Genomic DNA, 16,661 nt, shown 5'->3' on the forward strand with positions numbered 1-16,661 from the left:
TTCTAGCGGCGCTGAGGCGCAACGGCAATGTCGCGGCGCCGTCTTTTTCGTCGCGGGCGGCCATTGACGTCGCGCAGGCAACCTATCTAACTGACTACCTGTCCATGAAGGTCGCCACAATGAGCGCGCCCCTTTCACCGCAGGTCGCCCGCCTCATCGAAGGCGAGACCACCGTCGCCGGTAAGATCCGCGCCCTGGCGGCCGCCGGCTATCCCCGCGCCGAGATCGCCCGCATCCTCGGCAAGCGCTACCAGCATGTGCGCAACGTGCTGGAGGAGCCGGGAAAGACGAAGACGGCGGCGCAACCCGAACCCGAAGGCTTGGCCGAAGGGGACGCCGGAGCGTTCGTCCACGACCGGCCCAAGACCTACCGGCTGGAGGTGAAGAACGGGACTGTGACCTTGCCGCCGGAGGTGCTGGCGGCGCTCGGCGTAGGTCCCAATGGTGCGATCATCGCCGACCTGGGAGAAGACAGCTTCACCCTGATCAGCACCCATGAAGCGATCCGGCAGCTTCAGGAGTGGGCGCGGCCCGACGTGCGCCCGGGCGTTTCGATGGTCGACAAACTGCTCGCCGAACGCCGGCGAGACGTAGAGATGGAAGAGCGCGAATCCCGGGACCGTCGGGCTTGGAGGCCCCATGACGACTGAGTTTGTCATGGACGCCTCGGCCATTCTGGCGCTGATTTACGGAGAGTCCGGCCACGACCGGGTCGCGGCGGCTCTACCCAACAGCCGGATTTGCGCCGTGAATCTGGCTGAGATCGTGTCGAGCATGATCGATGAAGAGATTCCCCTGTACGACATCGAAAGGCGGATGGGGCGGCTTCTATCCAAGGTCGTTGATCTCGATCGCGACCTGGCGATGAAGGCCGGCTTGTTGCGCGAAGCCACCCGCCACAAGGGGCTGTCTCTCGGCGACCGCGCCTGCCTGGCCCTGGCCATGCGCGAGAGACTGCCGGTGATGACCGCCGATCGCGCTTGGCGCGATCTGGACCTTCCGGTCGAAGTCGTGCTGATACGCGAACCATGACTCAGACCGCCCCCCCCTCCTGGAGCATCGACCCCGCCGACGTGGCGCGGTTCTCGGCCATCGCGGCCGAATGGTGGGACCCGCGCGGCAAGTTCGCGCCGCTGCACGTGTTCAATCCCTGCCGGCTGGGCTTCATCCGGGAGCAGGCCCTGGCGCGGTTCGACCGTGACGGCAACGCCCGCGCCCCGTTCGAGGGACTGAAGCTGCTGGACATCGGCTGCGGCGGCGGCCTGCTGAGCGAGCCGATGGCGCGGCTGGGCTTCACGGTCACGGCGGTCGACGCCTCGGAGAACAACATCAAGACCGCCGCCGCCCACGCCGCCGAACAGGGGCTTGAGATCGGCTACCGCCCGGCCACCGCCGAACAGCTGCTGGCCGAGGGCGCGGGGCCGTTCGACGTGGTGCTGACCATGGAGGTGATCGAGCACGTCGCCGATCCGGGCGAATTCCTGCGCACCTGCTCCAAGCTCCTGGCGCCCGGCGGCCTGATGATCGTCGCCACCCTGAACCGCACGCTGAAGGCCCTGGCCCTGGCCAAGATCGGGGCCGAGTACGTGCTGCGCTGGGTGCCGCCCGGCACCCACGACTGGAAGCAGTTCCTCAAGCCCGACGAGCTGCGCGCCTTCCTGGCCGGCGAGCCGGTGGCCATGCACGGCCCGTTCGGCGTGGCCTACAACCCGCTGACCGGCCGCTGGAGCCGCTCGGCCGACGTCGACATCAACTACATGATGACGGTGACGAAGGACTGAGCTGGATGATCGCTCTGATGATGGCCGCGGCGACGGCCTTCGCGCCTCTGGCCGGAGATTTCGATCACGACGGTCGGTCCGACGAGGCGCGGATCGTCGCCCACCGCGGACAGTATGTCCTGCGCGTGACGCGCGGCGCCGACCCCGGTCATCCAGTCACGATCTGGGATTATGGCAAGGACCGGCCAAGGAGCGCTTTTGTCGACACGACGCGGGCGGGCCGTTTCCAAACCGCTTGTGGCAAAGGCTACTACGGACGCGAGACCGGGCGATGTTCACGCGACTGGATCACGCTTCGGAAAGGCGACCTGTCATTCGGCTACCAGGAATCGTCCGATGCGGTCGCCGTATGGAATGGCCGGCGCTTCGACGTCGAGTGGATGTCCGACTGAATGACGAGGGGTCGTTATCATGATACGATCTACCGCATCATGACAAAGCCCGGACCCATCCAGATCCGCAACGCCGAGGTCGTGGAGAACATCCGCGAACTGGCCCGACTGCGCGGCGCGGGCCTGACCGAGACCGTCGAGGCGGCGGTGCGGGAAACGCTTGAGCGGGAACGGGCGCTGAAAGCCGACGACCTCGGAGCCCGCCAGGCCAAGGCCATGGACCTCCTGCAAGAGATCTGGGCTCGGCCCCGCACCGGCGCGGTGCTCACCGACGCCGATCTCTATGACGAGGAGGGCTTCCCGAAGTGATGGTGATCGACGCCTCGGCGCTGGTGACCATCCTGTTGCGTGAACCCGAATGGGACCGCTTCCTCGACGCCATTCTCAAGGCCGGCGGCGGCGTAATCTCTCCGGTCAACTGCTGGGAGACCTGCGTTCGGACCGCCCACCTTCGAGACGAGACAGGGCGCCCGGACGCCGAACGCCTGATGGCCGAACTGGGCGTCGAAATCGCGCCCATCGACGCCGAGCAGACGCGGATCGCGATCGCAGCCCGCCTCCGCTTCGGGCGAGGAATCCTGAACATGGGCGATTGCTTCGCCTACGCCCTGGCGAGGACCCGCGGCGACGGCGCCCTGCTCTACAAGGGCCAGGACTTCGTCCGCACCGACATCGTCAGCGCCCTGCCCGCCGCCTGACGGAACCTGTACCGCCGCCACGCCTTCTATTGGCAAGGGACACCTACCAAGGATTGGCGGCCCGTTCGGGGGCCGGACGTCGATCCGTTCGTCGGAACGGAGACAGCGATCATGACATCGAGAACCCCCGTGTGGCTGATGGCCTCGGCCCTCGCCCTGAGCACGGCCGCGCCAGCCTTGGCCCAGTCGGCCGACGCGGCCTACCAGCAGCGTCTCGAAAGCTACGGCGACCAGCGCGCCGTCTATGACGCCCAGAGCGCCGACTACCAGCAGCAGCAGCGCGACTACGACCGCGACCGGGCCAAGTACCTGAGCGACAAGGCCGACTATGACCGTCGCTACGGGGTCGGCGCTTACGACCGGCGCTACCCGCAGTACGCCACGCGCTTCGACGACACCCGCTACGCCGGCAGCTCGGACTATTACGGCGAGCAGACGGCCTTCGACCACGATCGCCAGATCTACGAGGACACCCGCCGCGACTACGACCGCCGCAACGGCTACGGCGCCTATGACCGCCGCTATCCCGACCAGGCCCGCCGCTTCAGCACCAGCGGCCAGGTCTACGGCGCCGACAGCAGCGACTATCTGAGCCAGCGGGCCCAGTACGATCGCGACCGGGCCGAGTACGAGCGGTCGCGATCCGACTACGACCGCCGCTACGGCTCCGGCGCCTATGACCGCCGCTATCCCGACTACGCCAACCGCTACGGCGCGCCCTATGCCGGCCGCTACGGCGACGACGTCTCGTACAACGCGCCGTGCCGGGTGGACGCCAAGAAGAACGCCACGGCCGGCGGCGTGATCGGGGCCCTGGTCGGGGCCGTGGCCGGCTCGAACCTGGCCGCCCGCAACGCCAAGCCGGAAGGCACGGTGCTGGGCGCCCTGGTCGGGGCGGGGGTCGGGGCCAGCATCGGCAACGCCTCGGCCAAGAGCCGCTGCGACGCCAACGGCCAGTACTGGACTCGCGACGACACCGTCGCCTATCGCGAAAGCAGCCGCTATCGCGCCAGTTCCCGCGACGACTACAGCAACTATTCCAGGCGTTGCCGCCTGGCGCCGGCCGAAACCGACTACAACGGTCGCGTCGAAACCCGCTATGTCCGCGTCTGCCCGGACGGCTCGGGCCGCTATCGCATCCAGGGCTAGCGAAGGAAGGGGGATGAACGGCGCGGTCGGCGTCGCTTCATCCCCCGTTCAGGTCGGAATCCCGACAATCATCGAACTCATTTGAAGCTTGAGCGTTCTTAGCGTTCAAGGATCGCCAACAAACCAGGGAGGTCGCCATGCGCGCCCATCTGAAAACTCTCGCCGTCGTCGTCGCGCTTGGCTTCACGGCCTCCACGGTGGCCGTCACCGCCGCCGAAGCCCAGACGCGCACCCACAAGGTCTGGGTGTGCAAGAGCACCAAGAGCGCCCGCAACAAGGGGACCGTCATCGGCGCCGTCGGCGGCGGCACGCTCGGCGCGGTGGTCGCGGGCCACGGCAACAAGACCGAAGGCGCCCTGCTCGGCGGCGCGCTGGGCGCGGTCGCCGGCAACCAGATCGCCAAGAAGAACTCCAAGAAGAAGAACTGCCACTACGAGTACCGCCGCTACTAGGCGGCCGCTCCAGGCCGATCGGATGAAGGGGACGGGAAACCGTCCCCTTTTTCGCGACCCGCGCCCGAGAGGCGAGGCTAGTTGACCTCGGTCTTCTTCGGCGCGGCGGGCGGCAACGGCGCGACCCTGACGCCGTCCTCGATCAGCGCCTTGACCTCCTTGGGCGAGGCCTCGCCATAGATGCCGCGGTCCTCGGACTTGCCGTCGTGAATGTCGCGCGCCTCCTTGGCGAAGCGATCGCCGACATAGTCGAAGTTCTCCTCGACCTGGCGGCGGACCTCGCCCATGGCGGTCATCATCATCTCGCGCATCTGGGCGCTGGGTTCGGGGGCGGCCTTCTGGGCCTTGGTCCCGGCCACGGCGGGGGCCATGATCTGCTTGCGCACCGCCTTGGAGGCGCAAAGCGGGCATTCCAGCAGCCCCCGCGCGGCCTGGTCGTCATAATCGGACGACGAGCCGAACCAGCCTTCGAAGGCGTGGTCGTGATCGCAGCTGAGCGCGTACTTGATCATGATGCTTAGATAGGGTCAGGGACCCGTGAAGGCACGGGCGTTCTTCAGGGCCGGGATCGCCGCGCGCGCCTTGTCGACGGCCGCGAGGTCGAGATCGGCGATCAACACGCCCGGCGCGTCGTGGTCAAGTTTTCCGATCACCTCGCCCCACGGGCCGATGGCGATCGACCGGCCCCAGGTGCCACGGCCGTCCTCGTGGAAGCCGCCCTGGGCGGCGGCGATCACGAACGAACCGGTCTCGATGGCCCGGGCGCGCAGCAGGATGTCCCAGTGCGCCTCGCCGGTGGGCCGGGTGAAGGCGGCGGGGACGGTCAGGATCTGGGCTCCGCCCAGGGCCAGGGCGCGGTGCAGGGCCGGAAAGCGCATGTCGTAGCAGATGGTCAGGCCGAAGGTCGCCAGCGGGGTCTCGACCACGGCCGCGCGGTCGCCCGGCTCATAGGTCGCCGATTCCCGCGCCGTCTCGCCCTTCTTGCCGTCTCGTGGGGGGAGATCGACGTCGAACATGTGCAGCTTGTCGTAGGTCGCCACGATCGCGCCGCTTGGATCGATCACCGCCTGGCGATTGGCGGCCTTGCCGTCCTCGCGCTTGACCAGGGCCGAACCGACGTCGATCCAGACGTCGAGTTCGCGCGCCAGGTCCCGCAGGCCCTGAACCACTGGGTCGTCGTCCAGCGACACCAGGGTCGGCAAGAGCTTGGCGCGGTCCTTCTGCAGGACGTTGACGCCTTCGGGCGTCAGGATGAACCGGGCGCCCTGCGCCGCCGCCTCACGAACCAGCGGGGCGACATGCTCCAGCGCCGCGGCGTGGGTGGCCGGCGTGCGGGTCTGGACCAGGCCGACGCGCAGGGGCGCTTGGGGCGTCGTCATGCGGCCAGCAGCGGGTCCAGCTTGCCCTCGCGCTCCAGGGCCATCATGTCGTCGCAGCCGCCGATATGCTGGTCGCCGACGAAGATCTGCGGGAAGGTGGCGCGGCCCGAGCGGTCCATCATCTCCTTGCGCAGCGCCGGGTCCATGCCGGCCTCGATTTCCGTGAAGTCGGCGCCCTTGTCGTTGAGCAGCTTCAGGGCCCGGGCGCAGTAGCCGCAGAACGGGCGGGTGTAGATGGTGACCTTGGCCATGGGGAATCCGTAACAGAGATCGTGCTCGTCCTCATATAGGACGGGCTTGCATTTCTGTAACGCGCGCGACGACGGCAAGCATCACCTGGGTCGCGCCGGCCGCCAGCAGGGCCCGGGCGCAGCCCTCGGCGGTGGCGCCCGTGGTCAGGACGTCGTCGATCAGCAACACCTTGCGACCGATCACCCGATGGCGGCGCGGTTCGGGCACGGCGAAGGCGGCGGCGACGTTGCGGCGGCGGCCGTCGGCCGACTTGCCGCCCTGGCTGTCGGTGTCGCGCTTTCGGACCAGGGTGTCGGGCAGGTAGGTCCGGCCCGCCAGGGCGCCCAGTGGCCGGGCGATCTCGGCGGCCTGGTTGTAGCGGCGCTTGCGCAGCCGCGAGCGGTGCATCGGCACGGGGACCACCGCGTCGGCTTCCTCCAGCAGGTCGGCGGCGCAGCGCGACAGCCAGCGGGCGAACAGGCCCGACAGGTCGGTGCGGTCGGCGTGCTTGAGCTTGAGGATCAGGTCGCGCGAGTGCTCGTCATAGAGGCAGGCGGCGCGCGCCCGGGCGAAGGCGCGGGGCTTGGCCTGGCACAGGGCGCAGCGGAGCTCGCCGACGTCGTAGGCGAACGGCGCGCCGCAGCCGTCGCAGACCGGGCCGTCCAGGAAGGTGATGCGGCTCCAGGCGTCGGCGGACAGGCCCGAGGTCAGGGCCGCCCCGCCGTCGAAGGCGCGCGGCGGCAGGATCAGGTCCAGCATCCCCTGCGCGAACGCCGTGACGCGGGCCGGCGGCCTTCCCAGAGCTTTCCATGGCGCGCGGGAAGCCCCATCTTGCGCGGACATGACGAACGCCCCCCTGCTCTTCGACCGCGCCCTGCTGCGCGCCCGCCTCGACCGCGCCGCCCCCGGCTTCGACGCCGCCGGTTTCCTGAAGGCCCGCGCCGCTGAGGACGCCGTGCTGCGCCTGGAGGCGATCCTGCGGGAGTTTCCGGTGGCCGTCGACCTGGGAAGCCGAAACGGCGCTTTCTCGCGGGCCCTGGCCGACAGCGACGCGCGCGCCAAGGTCGGCCTGCTGATCGAGACCGACCTGTCGGCGCGGATGCTGGCGAACCGGGCGGGGACGCGGATCGTCGCCGACGAGGAGCGCCTGCCGTTCGGCGACGCGACGATCGACCTGCTGGTCTCGACCCTGGCCCTGCACTGGACCAACGACCTGGTCGGGGCGCTGATCCAGATCCGTCGGGCGCTGAAGCCCGACGGCCTGTTCGTCGGCGCCCTGTTCGGCGGGGCCACCCTGACCGAACTGCGCCAGGCCCTGCTGGCGGCCGAGGACGAAATCACCGGCGGCGCCTTCCCGCGCGTCTCGCCGTTCGCCGACACGGTGGACGCCGCCGGCCTGCTGCAGCGGGCCGGCTTCGCCCTGCCGGTGGCCGACAAGGACCGGGTCAAGGTGCGCTACGCCCACCCGATCGCCCTGCTCAAGGACCTGCGGGCCATGGGCGAGACCAGCGTGCTGGTCGACCGCTCGCGCAAGCCGCTGGGCCGCGCGGTGCTGTTGCGGGCGATGGAGATCTACCAGCAGCGCTTCGCCGAGCCCGACGGCCGGGTGCCGGCCACGTTCGAGATCATCACGGTGACGGGCTGGGCCCCGCACGAGCGCCAGCAGAAGCCCCTGCGCCCCGGCTCGGCCAAGATGCGGCTGGCCGACGCGCTGGGCTCGGTGGAGCAGTCGGCGGGCGACAAGGCGGGGAGTTAGGGCCGCCTCACAGCAGGTCGCGCAGCCAGGCGATCAGCGGCAGGTCGGCCGGCGGCATCGGATAGTCCGCCAGTTGGTCCGGCTTCACCCACTTCAGCGCCTCGTGCTCCTTGGCGGTCACCAGCCCGTCCCAGCGCCGCAGCAGGTACAGCGGCATGAGCAGGTGGAACGACTCGTAGCTGTGCGAGGCGAAGACGAACGGCGCCAGGCAGGCCTGGGCGACCCTGATGTCCAGCTCCTCGTGCAGTTCGCGGATCAGGCACTGTTCAGGCGTCTCGCCGGGCTCGACCTTTCCGCCGGGAAACTCCCACAGCCCGGCCAACTGCTTGCCCTTCGGCCGCTGGCAGATCAGCACCCGGCCGTCGACATCGATCAGGGCGGCGGCGGCGACGAGGACGGTGGGCTTGGTCATGGGCGCGTTAGTCGAACAGCCGGCGACGGTTGGCAACTGGCATTTCGCCCTTTCAGCCCCCATCCCAAGCTGCGCACTACTATGTCCGACAAGGCCTTTTAGATCAGGTACGCGCAATACCGGTATCGCTGCGGTAGGCACCACACCGAGTTCGACATTCTTACATCGACGATTTTCGTGCGCATCCCGCTCAGCCCACCGTTTTGACATCGTATTTTTGATAGTCGTTTTTCAATGGGTATTTTTCGTTCGTATATTTAGCAATGACGTTCGTCGTTTATATCGCGTGATTAGCAACACACGTATCCGCGCGCTTTAAAACTCGCTCTCAGATTTGGTCGTCAATTTTTGTGTACGTAGAAAAGCATAGCCTTAGCGATGCACCTGAAACGTATATCTCATGTAACAGAGATTGCCGCGTACACCGCCACATTGACCAATCGGTCAGCTGGACTTCCAGAGGCCGCCTGATGCAAGCCATGTGCGCACATAAATGCATATCGACGAAAGAATTCGTCTTGGCTTGGCTGCTACGATGTGAGAAGAGGGAGTCACCTACCGGCGGGCGCGAGCCCAACCGGTAGGGACGTTGCCGATAACCGCCTTTTTGCCTCGCGAGCGGAGGCGGAAATCGTATCTTGCCTAAGAAAGGCAGGCTCCTATGGAACCGCCATAAAAAGGCGTCGGCGCAGTCGAAAGGCTGCGCCGATTGCGTTTGTAGCACCCCGAATTGCGGAAGCCTAGAGCGGGTTCGGGACGGGCTAAGGGGACACCCCCCTCACCCCACCTCCGCCTGATACTCCCGCTCCACATAGCCGAACCCGTCGAAGTCGGCCGGCCGGGCCGCGCCCGACAGGTCCTGGCAGGCCATGCCGACGAAGGCGCCGGTGAAGTTGGGCGCCCCCGGGGCGGTGGCTTCGTCCGACAGGATCGAAGCGTCGAACACCTGGGGCAGCCAGGTCCACCGCTCTCCGTCCAGGCTGTAGGCGAAGCGCAGGCGCTCGAAGTCGACCTCGACCCGCAGGTGGACCAGGCCCGCGTCCGGCAGCGGGATCGGGGCGGTGAAGGCGTCGGCCTGGGGGCTGTCGGGCAGGGCCGACATCACCTGCAGGCAGCGGCCGTGCGCCTCGTCGCGCGACACGAACAGGTAGTGGAACTTGCTGGCCCCGTAGTAGCAGACCAGCCCCGCCGCCTGCTGGAAGTGCTCGGGCGCGAAGTCCAGCACCGTCCGGGCGCCGTAGCAGAACGCCTGCTGGCGGCGGGCGACCAGGGCCTGGCGGTATTGGCTGCCGATCGTCTCGCGGCCGTACAGGCGCAGCCAGCCGTGGCGGGCCGTCAGGCTGAACAGCTCGTCCGGAAACGGCGAGCGCAGCCACTGGAAGTCGACCGGCAGGGCGGGGCCGTCGAAGTCCTCCCATTCGGGCGCGGCGGGCCACGGCGCGGGCGGCAGCCCTGGCGACGGCGGGGCCAGTTCCGGATCGCCGGAGCCGTCGCGGGTGCGCAGCCAGTCGTCCTCGCCCCAGACCATCGGCTGGATCGCCGTTTCTCGGCCCAGCACGCAGCGGCCGCGGTTGGGCAGCGGACGGCCGCACAGATAGGCCATCCAGGTCGTTCCATCGGGGGTCTCGACCAGGTCGGCGTGGCCGGCCCGCTGCAGCGCCGCGTGCGGCCGGTCGCGGGCGGTCAGCACCGGACCGTCGGGGTGAAGCTCGTAGGGGCCTTCCAGCGTCCGCGAACGGGCCATGGTCACCGCGTGGCCGAACCCCGTGCCGCCCTCGGCGGTGACCAGATGGTACCAGCCGTTCCGCTTGTAGAGGTGCGGGGCCTCGGTCAGGCCCAGCACCGTGCCGGGGAAGATGTTCCTGCGCTCGCCGACCAGCGCCTGGACGGCGGGATCGTACTGCTGGGCCACGATGCCGGCGAAGCGGTTGCGGCCCGGCCGGTGGTCCCACAGCTGGTTCAGCAACCACTTGCGGCCGTCGTCGTCATGGAACAGCGAGGGGTCGAAGCCACTGCTGTTGAGATAGACCGGATCCGACCATGGGCCCTCGATGGCGTCGGCGGTGACCAGGTAGTTGTGGAAGTCGCGCAGGGACGCGCCCGACGCCCCGCCCACCGTGGTGCGGCCATAGCGCTTGACGTCGGTGTAGATCAGCCAGAACCGGCCGTCGGCATGGGTCAGGCACGGCGCCCACAGCCCGCAGCCATCGGGCGCCCCCAGCATGTTCAGCTGGCTGGGCCGGGTCAGGGGCCGGGTCAGCAGCCGCCAGTTCACCAGGTCGCGCGAATGATGGATCTGCACGCCGGGGAACCACTCGAAGGTGGAGGTGGCGACATAGTAGTCCTCGCCGACGCGGACGATGGACGGGTCGGGATTGAAGCCCCGCAGGATCGGGTTCGAGATCGTGTCTTGCGGCATGGTTCTACGGGGCCGGAACGGTGACGGGCCTGGTGTTCGGCGGCCCAGGAGAGGTGATGGCGGGATCGCGGACCAGGGTCCAGAGCAGGACGGCGCCGGCCAGGTCCAGCACCCCCAGGGCGACGAAGAACGGATCATAGCCGACGCTGGCCACCAGGCCGCCGATCAGCAGCGAGAAGACCAGCACTCCCAAATTGGCGAAGAACCCGGCCATGCCGGCCACGGTCGCCACCTGGTTCTTGCGGAACAGGTCCGACGACAGGGTGATCACCGTCACCGACAGGGTCTGGTGGGCGAAGCCGCCCAGGCACAGCAGGGCGATGGCCGCATAGGGGCTCTCGACCCGGCCGACGAACATCATGCCGGTCATCAGCACCGCCCCCAGGGTGAAGGCCCCGCGCCGGGCGTTGACCAGGCTGACCCCGCGCTTCTGCAGGAACAGCACCACGGCCGGACCGAACAGGCAGCCGACGTCGGCGGCCACGAACGGCAGCCAGGCGAACAGGGCGATCTGCTTGAGGTCGAAATGCCGGACCGTGGTCAGGTACAGCGGGATCCAGAACGACAGCGTGCCCCAGGTGGGGTCGGCCAGGAACCTGGGCAGGGCGATGCCCCAGAAGTTGCGGCGGGCCAGCAGGCTCAGCAGCGAGGGCCGGGTTCCGGCGTCCTCCAGGTGGGCCTCCTGGCCCGCGGCGATCAGGTCGCGCTCGGCGTCGGACAGCGCCTTGTGCTTGTCCGGCGACTGGTAGGCCAGCAGCCACAGCGCCACCCAGGCCAGGCCCAGCGCCCCGGCCACCAGGAATGCCGCCCGCCAGTTCCAGACCAGGATCGACCAGGCCACCAGCGGCGGCGCCAGCACCGAGCCCATCGAGGCGCCGATGTTGAAGGCTCCCCCGGCCAGGCCGCGCTCCCGGGCGGGAAACCAGGTCGCCACCGCCTTCATGCCGGCCGGTTGCGCGCAACCCTCGGCCACGCCGAGGGCCCCGCGCAGGCCCAGCAGCGCCTGCCAGTTTCCGGCCAGGCCGTGGGCCATGGTGATCAGCGACCAGGCGGTGGCGAACAGGGCGAAACCCAGCTTCAGGCCGATGGAGTCCAGCACATAGCCGCACAGCGGTTGCAGCATGACCCCCAGCTGGAAGGCGCCGGTGATCCAGGAATATTCCTTGGGGCCGATGTGCAGGTCGGCCAGCACGGTCGGGGCCGCGACGCCCAGGGTGCTGCGGGTCAGGTAGTTGAGCACGGCGCCCAGCATCACCAGGCCGATCATCCACCAGCGCAGGGCCCGGATCTTGCCGTTCATGCGTATCTCCCCGGCTCCGCCTGCTGTAGCGGCGGCCTCACCGCGACGGTAGCGGTAACGGGCATAGATCGGCCTTCCCCCCGCCGCAAGGCGAGCAGCCTGGCAAGACCGACCAAGGTCTAATCCGGGATCAATCCGCGTCGTGGCCGCGTTTGCTTGCGGACCAACCAAGGAAGACCCCCATGAGCCTCGATGATCGCCTAGTGAAGAGCGCCGCCCTGGTCGGGCTGAAGATCAAGGACGCCGGCGGCCACAAGCTGGGCGTGATCCGCGAACTGTTCGTCGACCGCGACGCCGGCATCGTCCGCTACGTCGCCGTCGAGCCGGCCGGCCTGTTCGCCGCCGGCGGCAAGTTCCGCCCCCTGCCCTGGCGCCTGCTGACCTGGGACGACAAGGACGAGGCCTATGTGGCCGACCTGACCAAGGACCGCTTCAAGGAGGTCCCGGCCTACGACCGCGACCAGCTCAACAGCGCCACCTACGGCTGGGGCGGCCAGGTGGAGCGGTTCTTCGAGGGCGGGGCCTAAGGCCGCCGCCTCAGGCGCCGGTCGCGTCCACGACGATGGCGACCGTCTTGCCGCGCGACATCGGCTCCCAGCCCGCGGCGATGGCGGACTCGATGGCCTTGGCCACCAGCTTCACGGGGACCTGCGAAGCCTTCAGTTGCGGCGCGCCGAACCGCGGCTGCGGGCCCGGCGGGAACTCCACCACGGCTTCGCGCTGGCCTTCCTGGTGCCGCACGGCGATCGCCATGCCGTGCCGCACCGGGGCGTCGCTGGACCATCCGGGCAGTCGATGAAGCCGCCAGACATAGGGCTCTCCACCGACCTCGATCTCGAATTCAGGGCTTAACTTGGTTCGTGCCATGGGCCGGTGTTACCCCGCCGCGCGCGTCCAGGCCACCGTTAGAGCATTTTCCGACGCGGCCTCAGCCCGCGAAGAACCGCGCGAAGCCCTTGTCGGTCACCCGGGCCAGGGTGGCGCGATAGAGGTCGTAGTGGCTGGTCCCCGGCGCGATGCGGCCGAAGCGCGGGTCGTCGACGCGGCGCAGCGGCACGAAGGCGATCGGAGCCGCCGCCGGAGTCAGATGGCTGCCCTGGCCGGCCTGCAGGGTGGTCAGCAGGCCGTACATCTCGCCGCCGATCGCCGGCCGGCCCAGGACCACCAGCCGGAACTGCCCCTGCTCGTTGGTGATCAGGTAGGTGTGGCCCGACTGGTTGGACAGCGACACCGCGCCCTTCTGGGTGAAGTCGGCGTCCTCGCGCGCCGCCTCGCGGAACGCCAGGCTGGACGAGGCCTCGTCCCAGGCGATCTCTGTGCGGTAGGCATAGACCGCCTTGGGATCCTCGAACGAGGGTCGCAGGGTGACATACTGGCCCTCCAGCCAGGCGACGGCGGTGCGCGAATAGGCGCCCAGGGCTTCGGGCGCCAGGCCCGTCGGGGACGGCGCGGCGGCGGCGCGGACCGGCGCGCGCAGGGAGGCGCCCAGCGCCTCCTCTAGCCGGATCGTGGTGGCCAGGGTGAACGGCCGCCGGCCGGCCAGCGCCTTTTCCAGGGTGGAGATGCTGATCTTGGCCAGGTCGGCCAGGGCCTGGCGCGACAGGCGCCGGCGGGCCAGCTCCTCGCGCACCCGCGCGGCGATGGCCTGGCTCAGTTCGGTCGAGAGGTCGGCTTCCGCCGGAGCCAGGGTCATCGCGTCAGGTCCTGACGAATCCGCACATTTCCGCACACTGCGGCACAGCGCCGGACCCTGCAAGGCTTCGACCGGAGGATCTGCACGGCTTCCGCACGAACTATGCAGATCATGAGGCTCGCGGCCGGCGCCCCATGTGAAGACAAGAGAGATCTCTCGCTTTCGAGATGAGGAGATCTTCCCATGCCCGCTTCCGACGTCGGCGCGTCCCGTGGTCCGTCCCAGAACCGCTTCGGGCCCCGCGTCATCGCCCTGGCCAACCTCGCCCTGCATCGCGGCGCGGCCGGATTGATGCTGGTGCTGGCCGTGCTGGCCGCCCTGGTGTTCTGCCGCGAGAGTTTCGCCGCCGAGCCGGGCGACGTGACCTCCGGCGCCCTGATGATGCGCGCAAAAGGCGGCGACCAGGTGGTCGAGGCCGTGCGGCTGGGAACCGACATCGACATGACCGTCAGCGGCCTGACCGTGCGCACCCGCGTCACCCAGGCCTTTCGCAACGACACCGGCCACTGGGTCGAGGCGGTCTATGTCTATCCCCTGCCCGACGACGGCGGCGTCGACACCCTGAAGATGGTGGTCGGCAACAAGGTCATCGTCGGCGAGATCAAAAAGAAGGCCGAGGCCCAGGCGATCTATGACGCGGCCAAGGCCCAGGGCAAGAAGGCCGCCCTGGTCGAGCAGGGCCGGCCCAACATGTTCACCAACTCGGTCGCCAATGTCGCGCCTGGCGAGACGGTGCTGGTGCAGATCGAATACCAGGCGCCCGTCGCGGTCTCGGCCGGCGACTATTCGCTGCGCGTCCCCCTGGTCGTGGCGCCCCGCTACACCTCGCCCGGCGCGCCGGCCGCCCCCGACGCCGCGGCGCCGGTCGTCGATCCGCGGGTCCACGGCAAGATCAATCCGGTGACCATCACCGTCCACCTGCGAGCCGGCTTCCCCCTGGCCGGCGTGTCCAGCGCCACCCACGCCCTGGACGTGCGCGACGAGCGTGGCGGCAAGCGGATCACCCTGGCCAGCGGCCAGGTCCCCGCCGACCGCGACTTCGTCCTGACCTGGCGCGCCGCCCCCCTGACCGCCCCGGCCGTGGGCCTGTTCCACGAGAAGGTGGCTGGCGACGACTACGTCCTGGCCCAGCTGACCCCGCCGATCGCCGCCCGCGCGACGACGCCGGCGCCCCGCGACATCGTCTTCGTGATCGACAATTCCGGCTCGATGGGCGGGGAGTCCATGCAGCAGGCCAAGGCCAGCCTGGCCTACGGCCTGGCCCACCTGAAGCCGGGCGACCGCTTCAACGTCGTGCGCTTCGACGACACCGTCACCGTGCTGTTCCCCAGCGCCGTCTCGGCCGACGCCGCCCACCTGGCCAAGGCCCAGGACTATGTCGCCAGCCTCGACGCCGACGGCGGCACCGAGATGCTCCCGGCTATGGCCGCCGCCCTCAAGGACGACCACGCCGGCGAGACCGGCCGGGTCCGCCAGGTGGTGTTCCTGACCGATGGCGCGATCGGCGACGAGCAGGGCCTGTTCGACACGATCAGCGCCAATCGCGGCCGCTCGCGGGTGTTCATGGTCGGCATCGGCTCGGCCCCCAACACCTATTTGATGAGCCGCGCCGCCGAACTGGGCCGGGGGACCTTCACCCACATCGGCTCGACCGACGGTGTCGAGGGCGCCATGCGACAGCTGTTCGACAAGCTGGAAAGCCCCGTGGCGACCAACCTGGCCGTGACGTTCGAAGGCGCCGAGGCCGACCTGGCCCCGGCCGTCCTGCCCGACCTCTATCGCGGCGAGCCGATCACCGTGGCCGCCCGGGTCGGCGCCATGAAGGGCGTCCTGCGGATCAGCGGCATGATCGACGGCAAGCCCTGGGAGACCCGGATCCCGCTGAAGGACGCCGAGGCGGGCAAGGGGATCTCCAAGCTGTGGGCCCGCCGCAAGGTCACCGACGCCGAGGTGGCCCGCAGCCTGGCCCAGATCAGCGAGGAAGACGCCGACGCCCGGGTGCTGAAGCTGGGCCTGGATCACCAGCTGGTGACCAGCCAGACCAGCCTGGTGGCCGTCGACAAGACCCCTTCCCGCCCGGCCGACGCGCCGCTGACCCGCGCCGACCTGCCGCTGAACCTGCCGGCCGGCTGGGACTTCGACGTCCTGTTCGGCGGGGCCCGCCACCCCGGCGCGGACGGCCAGGCCGACGCGGACGCCGACCAGCAGGTCGCTGGCCTGGACCTGCCGCAGACCGCCACGGACGGCCCGCTGCTGGTCATGGTGGGCCTGGGCCTGCTGGCGCTGGGCGGCCTGCTCGGGGCCGGCGGCTGGGTCCTGTCCGGCCGGAGGAACGCGGCGTGAGCCGGATCGCCGCCCTGCTGGGAGCCGCCCGACGGCGGCTCCCGTTCCTGGTCCCGGCGGCCGTGGTCATGGCCGTGGGGCTGGCGCTCTGCGGCCAGGGCCTGTGGATCCCGGCCAAGGCCGCCCTGGCCCAGGTGCTGCTGGAGCGGGCCTTCGCCCGGTCCGTCGCCACGGGCCAGCCCGTGAAGCCCTGGCCCTGGGCCGACACCTGGCCGGTGGCCCGGATCACCTTCCCCCGCCTGCACCGCAGCGTGATCGTGCTGGACGGCGCCAGCGGCCAGGCCCTGGCCTTCGGTCCCGGCCACGTGGCGGGCACCCCCGACGCCGGCGACCGGGGCGTGGCGGTCTACGCCGCCCATCGCGACACCCATTTCGCCTTGCTCGGCCAGTTGGGCCCCGGAGACGAGATCGCGGTGCAGCGGATCGACGGCCGCCAAGCCCGCTTCTCGGTGGCCGGCGCCCAGGTCGTGCGCTGGGACGCGTCTGGCCTCGATCCCCACGCGCCCGGCCGCGCCCTGGCCCTGGCCACCTGCTGGCCGCTGGACGCCAAGGTCCACGGCCCCCTGCGCTACCTGGTCTGGGCGCGGCCGATGGAAGGCGTCTCCAAACTTGATTCCCAATCGTGAATGCAATTATGAATTGACTGAAAACAGCCG

General features: G+C 69.4%; 21 protein-coding genes. 12 read left to right on the forward strand and 9 right to left on the reverse strand.

Features of this window, described 5'->3' with window-relative positions:
* Positions 1-104 precede the first annotated feature (104 nt).
* The 8 genes from ASD47_RS06860 to ASD47_RS06895 all read left to right on the forward strand — a co-directional run bounded on the left by ASD47_RS06860 (position 105) and on the right by ASD47_RS06895 (position 4,472).
* Positions 105-650, forward strand: a complete 546-nt coding sequence (locus ASD47_RS06860) for an AbrB/MazE/SpoVT family DNA-binding domain-containing protein (RefSeq protein WP_230983813.1) — start codon at positions 105-107, stop codon at positions 648-650.
* Positions 640-1,032, forward strand: coding sequence for a type II toxin-antitoxin system VapC family toxin (locus tag ASD47_RS06865; RefSeq protein WP_056753467.1), 393 nt, complete (start codon positions 640-642; stop codon positions 1,030-1,032). The genes ASD47_RS06860 and ASD47_RS06865 overlap by 11 nt, the downstream gene beginning before the upstream one ends.
* Positions 1,029-1,781 carry a bifunctional 2-polyprenyl-6-hydroxyphenol methylase/3-demethylubiquinol 3-O-methyltransferase UbiG gene (gene ubiG / locus ASD47_RS06870; protein ID WP_056753469.1) on the forward strand — a complete coding sequence of 251 codons (753 nt, stop codon included), beginning with the start codon at positions 1,029-1,031 and terminating at the stop codon, positions 1,779-1,781. The genes ASD47_RS06865 and ubiG overlap by 4 nt, the downstream gene beginning before the upstream one ends.
* A 5-nt stretch (positions 1,782-1,786) precedes the next feature.
* On the forward strand, positions 1,787-2,173 hold the full coding sequence (locus ASD47_RS06875; RefSeq protein WP_056753471.1) for a hypothetical protein: 387 nt from the start codon (positions 1,787-1,789) through the stop codon (positions 2,171-2,173).
* Between the two features lie 39 nt (positions 2,174-2,212).
* A complete protein-coding gene (locus tag ASD47_RS06880) occupies positions 2,213-2,482 on the forward strand; it encodes a type II toxin-antitoxin system VapB family antitoxin (protein ID WP_230983814.1) in 270 nt (89 codons plus the stop codon).
* Positions 2,482-2,871 (forward strand): type II toxin-antitoxin system VapC family toxin, encoded by a 390-nt coding sequence (locus ASD47_RS06885; RefSeq protein ID WP_056753475.1) that lies wholly within the window; start codon positions 2,482-2,484, stop codon positions 2,869-2,871. Before ASD47_RS06880 ends, ASD47_RS06885 begins: the two co-directional genes overlap by 1 nt.
* 111 nt (positions 2,872-2,982) lie before the next feature.
* The gene (locus ASD47_RS06890; protein WP_056753476.1) at positions 2,983-4,020 is read left to right on the forward strand and encodes a glycine zipper 2TM domain-containing protein; all 1,038 of its coding nucleotides are present in this window, start codon (positions 2,983-2,985) and stop codon (positions 4,018-4,020) included.
* A 137-nt stretch (positions 4,021-4,157) separates the two neighbouring features.
* The gene (locus ASD47_RS06895) at positions 4,158-4,472 is read left to right on the forward strand and encodes a glycine zipper 2TM domain-containing protein (protein WP_035072319.1); all 315 of its coding nucleotides are present in this window, start codon (positions 4,158-4,160) and stop codon (positions 4,470-4,472) included.
* 77 nt (positions 4,473-4,549) lie between these two features.
* Here the strand turns inward: ASD47_RS06895 and ASD47_RS06900 are convergent, their stop codons facing one another.
* Genes ASD47_RS06900 through ASD47_RS06915 form a run of 4 tightly spaced genes read right to left on the reverse strand, consistent with a single transcriptional unit; the run spans position 4,550 to position 6,925 of the window.
* Entirely contained in the window at positions 4,550-4,984 is a 435-nt protein-coding gene (locus ASD47_RS06900) for a DUF1178 family protein (protein ID WP_056753477.1), read from the reverse strand.
* Between the two features lie 15 nt (positions 4,985-4,999).
* Entirely contained in the window at positions 5,000-5,851 is an 852-nt protein-coding gene (locus ASD47_RS06905; RefSeq protein WP_056753478.1) for a carbon-nitrogen hydrolase family protein, read from the reverse strand.
* Complete coding sequence (grxC, locus tag ASD47_RS06910; RefSeq protein ID WP_056753479.1) at positions 5,848-6,102, reverse strand: glutaredoxin 3; 255 nt, start codon at positions 6,100-6,102, stop codon at positions 5,848-5,850. The genes ASD47_RS06905 and grxC overlap by 4 nt, the downstream gene beginning before the upstream one ends.
* Before the next feature lie 31 nt (positions 6,103-6,133).
* The gene (locus tag ASD47_RS06915) at positions 6,134-6,925 is read right to left on the reverse strand and encodes a ComF family protein (RefSeq protein ID WP_056753488.1); all 792 of its coding nucleotides are present in this window, start codon (positions 6,923-6,925) and stop codon (positions 6,134-6,136) included.
* Here ASD47_RS06915 and ASD47_RS06920 point away from each other — a divergent pair.
* Positions 6,924-7,838, forward strand: coding sequence for a methyltransferase domain-containing protein (locus ASD47_RS06920; protein WP_056753490.1), 915 nt, complete (start codon positions 6,924-6,926; stop codon positions 7,836-7,838). The two genes, ASD47_RS06915 and ASD47_RS06920, sit on opposite strands and share 2 nt — an antisense overlap.
* Before the next feature lie 7 nt (positions 7,839-7,845).
* On the opposite strand, the gene mutT is transcribed toward ASD47_RS06920, so the two are convergent.
* The 3 genes from mutT to ASD47_RS06935 all read right to left on the reverse strand — a co-directional run bounded on the left by mutT (position 7,846) and on the right by ASD47_RS06935 (position 11,969).
* Positions 7,846-8,250 carry an 8-oxo-dGTP diphosphatase MutT gene (mutT, locus tag ASD47_RS06925; RefSeq protein ID WP_056753492.1) on the reverse strand — a complete coding sequence of 135 codons (405 nt, stop codon included), beginning with the start codon at positions 8,248-8,250 and terminating at the stop codon, positions 7,846-7,848.
* A 778-nt stretch (positions 8,251-9,028) separates the two neighbouring features.
* Positions 9,029-10,669, reverse strand: a complete 1,641-nt coding sequence (locus ASD47_RS06930) for a glycoside hydrolase family 43 protein (protein WP_056753498.1) — start codon at positions 10,667-10,669, stop codon at positions 9,029-9,031.
* Between the two features lie 4 nt (positions 10,670-10,673).
* Positions 10,674-11,969 (reverse strand): MFS transporter, encoded by a 1,296-nt coding sequence (locus ASD47_RS06935; protein ID WP_056753501.1) that lies wholly within the window; start codon positions 11,967-11,969, stop codon positions 10,674-10,676.
* A gap of 182 nt (positions 11,970-12,151) precedes the next feature.
* Between ASD47_RS06935 and ASD47_RS06940 the strand changes: the two genes are divergently transcribed.
* Positions 12,152-12,496 carry a PRC-barrel domain-containing protein gene (locus tag ASD47_RS06940; RefSeq protein WP_056753502.1) on the forward strand — a complete coding sequence of 115 codons (345 nt, stop codon included), beginning with the start codon at positions 12,152-12,154 and terminating at the stop codon, positions 12,494-12,496.
* Positions 12,497-12,506: 10 nt separating this feature from the next.
* Here ASD47_RS06940 and ASD47_RS06945 read toward each other — a convergent pair whose 3' ends face one another.
* The gene (locus tag ASD47_RS06945) at positions 12,507-12,836 is read right to left on the reverse strand and encodes a hypothetical protein (protein WP_056753503.1); all 330 of its coding nucleotides are present in this window, start codon (positions 12,834-12,836) and stop codon (positions 12,507-12,509) included.
* Positions 12,837-12,897: 61 nt separating this feature from the next.
* Complete coding sequence (locus ASD47_RS06950) at positions 12,898-13,662, reverse strand: helix-turn-helix transcriptional regulator (RefSeq protein WP_082564502.1); 765 nt, start codon at positions 13,660-13,662, stop codon at positions 12,898-12,900.
* Between the two features lie 183 nt (positions 13,663-13,845).
* Between ASD47_RS06950 and ASD47_RS06955 the strand changes: the two genes are divergently transcribed.
* Both ASD47_RS06955 and ASD47_RS06960 read left to right on the forward strand, forming a co-directional pair.
* Positions 13,846-16,005: a marine proteobacterial sortase target protein gene (locus tag ASD47_RS06955; protein ID WP_056753505.1), complete on the forward strand. Its 2,160-nt coding sequence runs from the start codon at positions 13,846-13,848 to the stop codon at positions 16,003-16,005.
* Positions 16,002-16,631, forward strand: a complete 630-nt coding sequence (locus ASD47_RS06960; protein WP_200945232.1) for a class GN sortase — start codon at positions 16,002-16,004, stop codon at positions 16,629-16,631. Before ASD47_RS06955 ends, ASD47_RS06960 begins: the two co-directional genes overlap by 4 nt.
* Positions 16,632-16,661: the final 30 nt, after the last annotated feature.

The sequence above is a fragment of the Caulobacter sp. Root1472 genome (genome assembly GCF_001426985.1).
Taxonomy (GTDB): domain Bacteria; phylum Pseudomonadota; class Alphaproteobacteria; order Caulobacterales; family Caulobacteraceae; genus Caulobacter; species Caulobacter rhizosphaerae.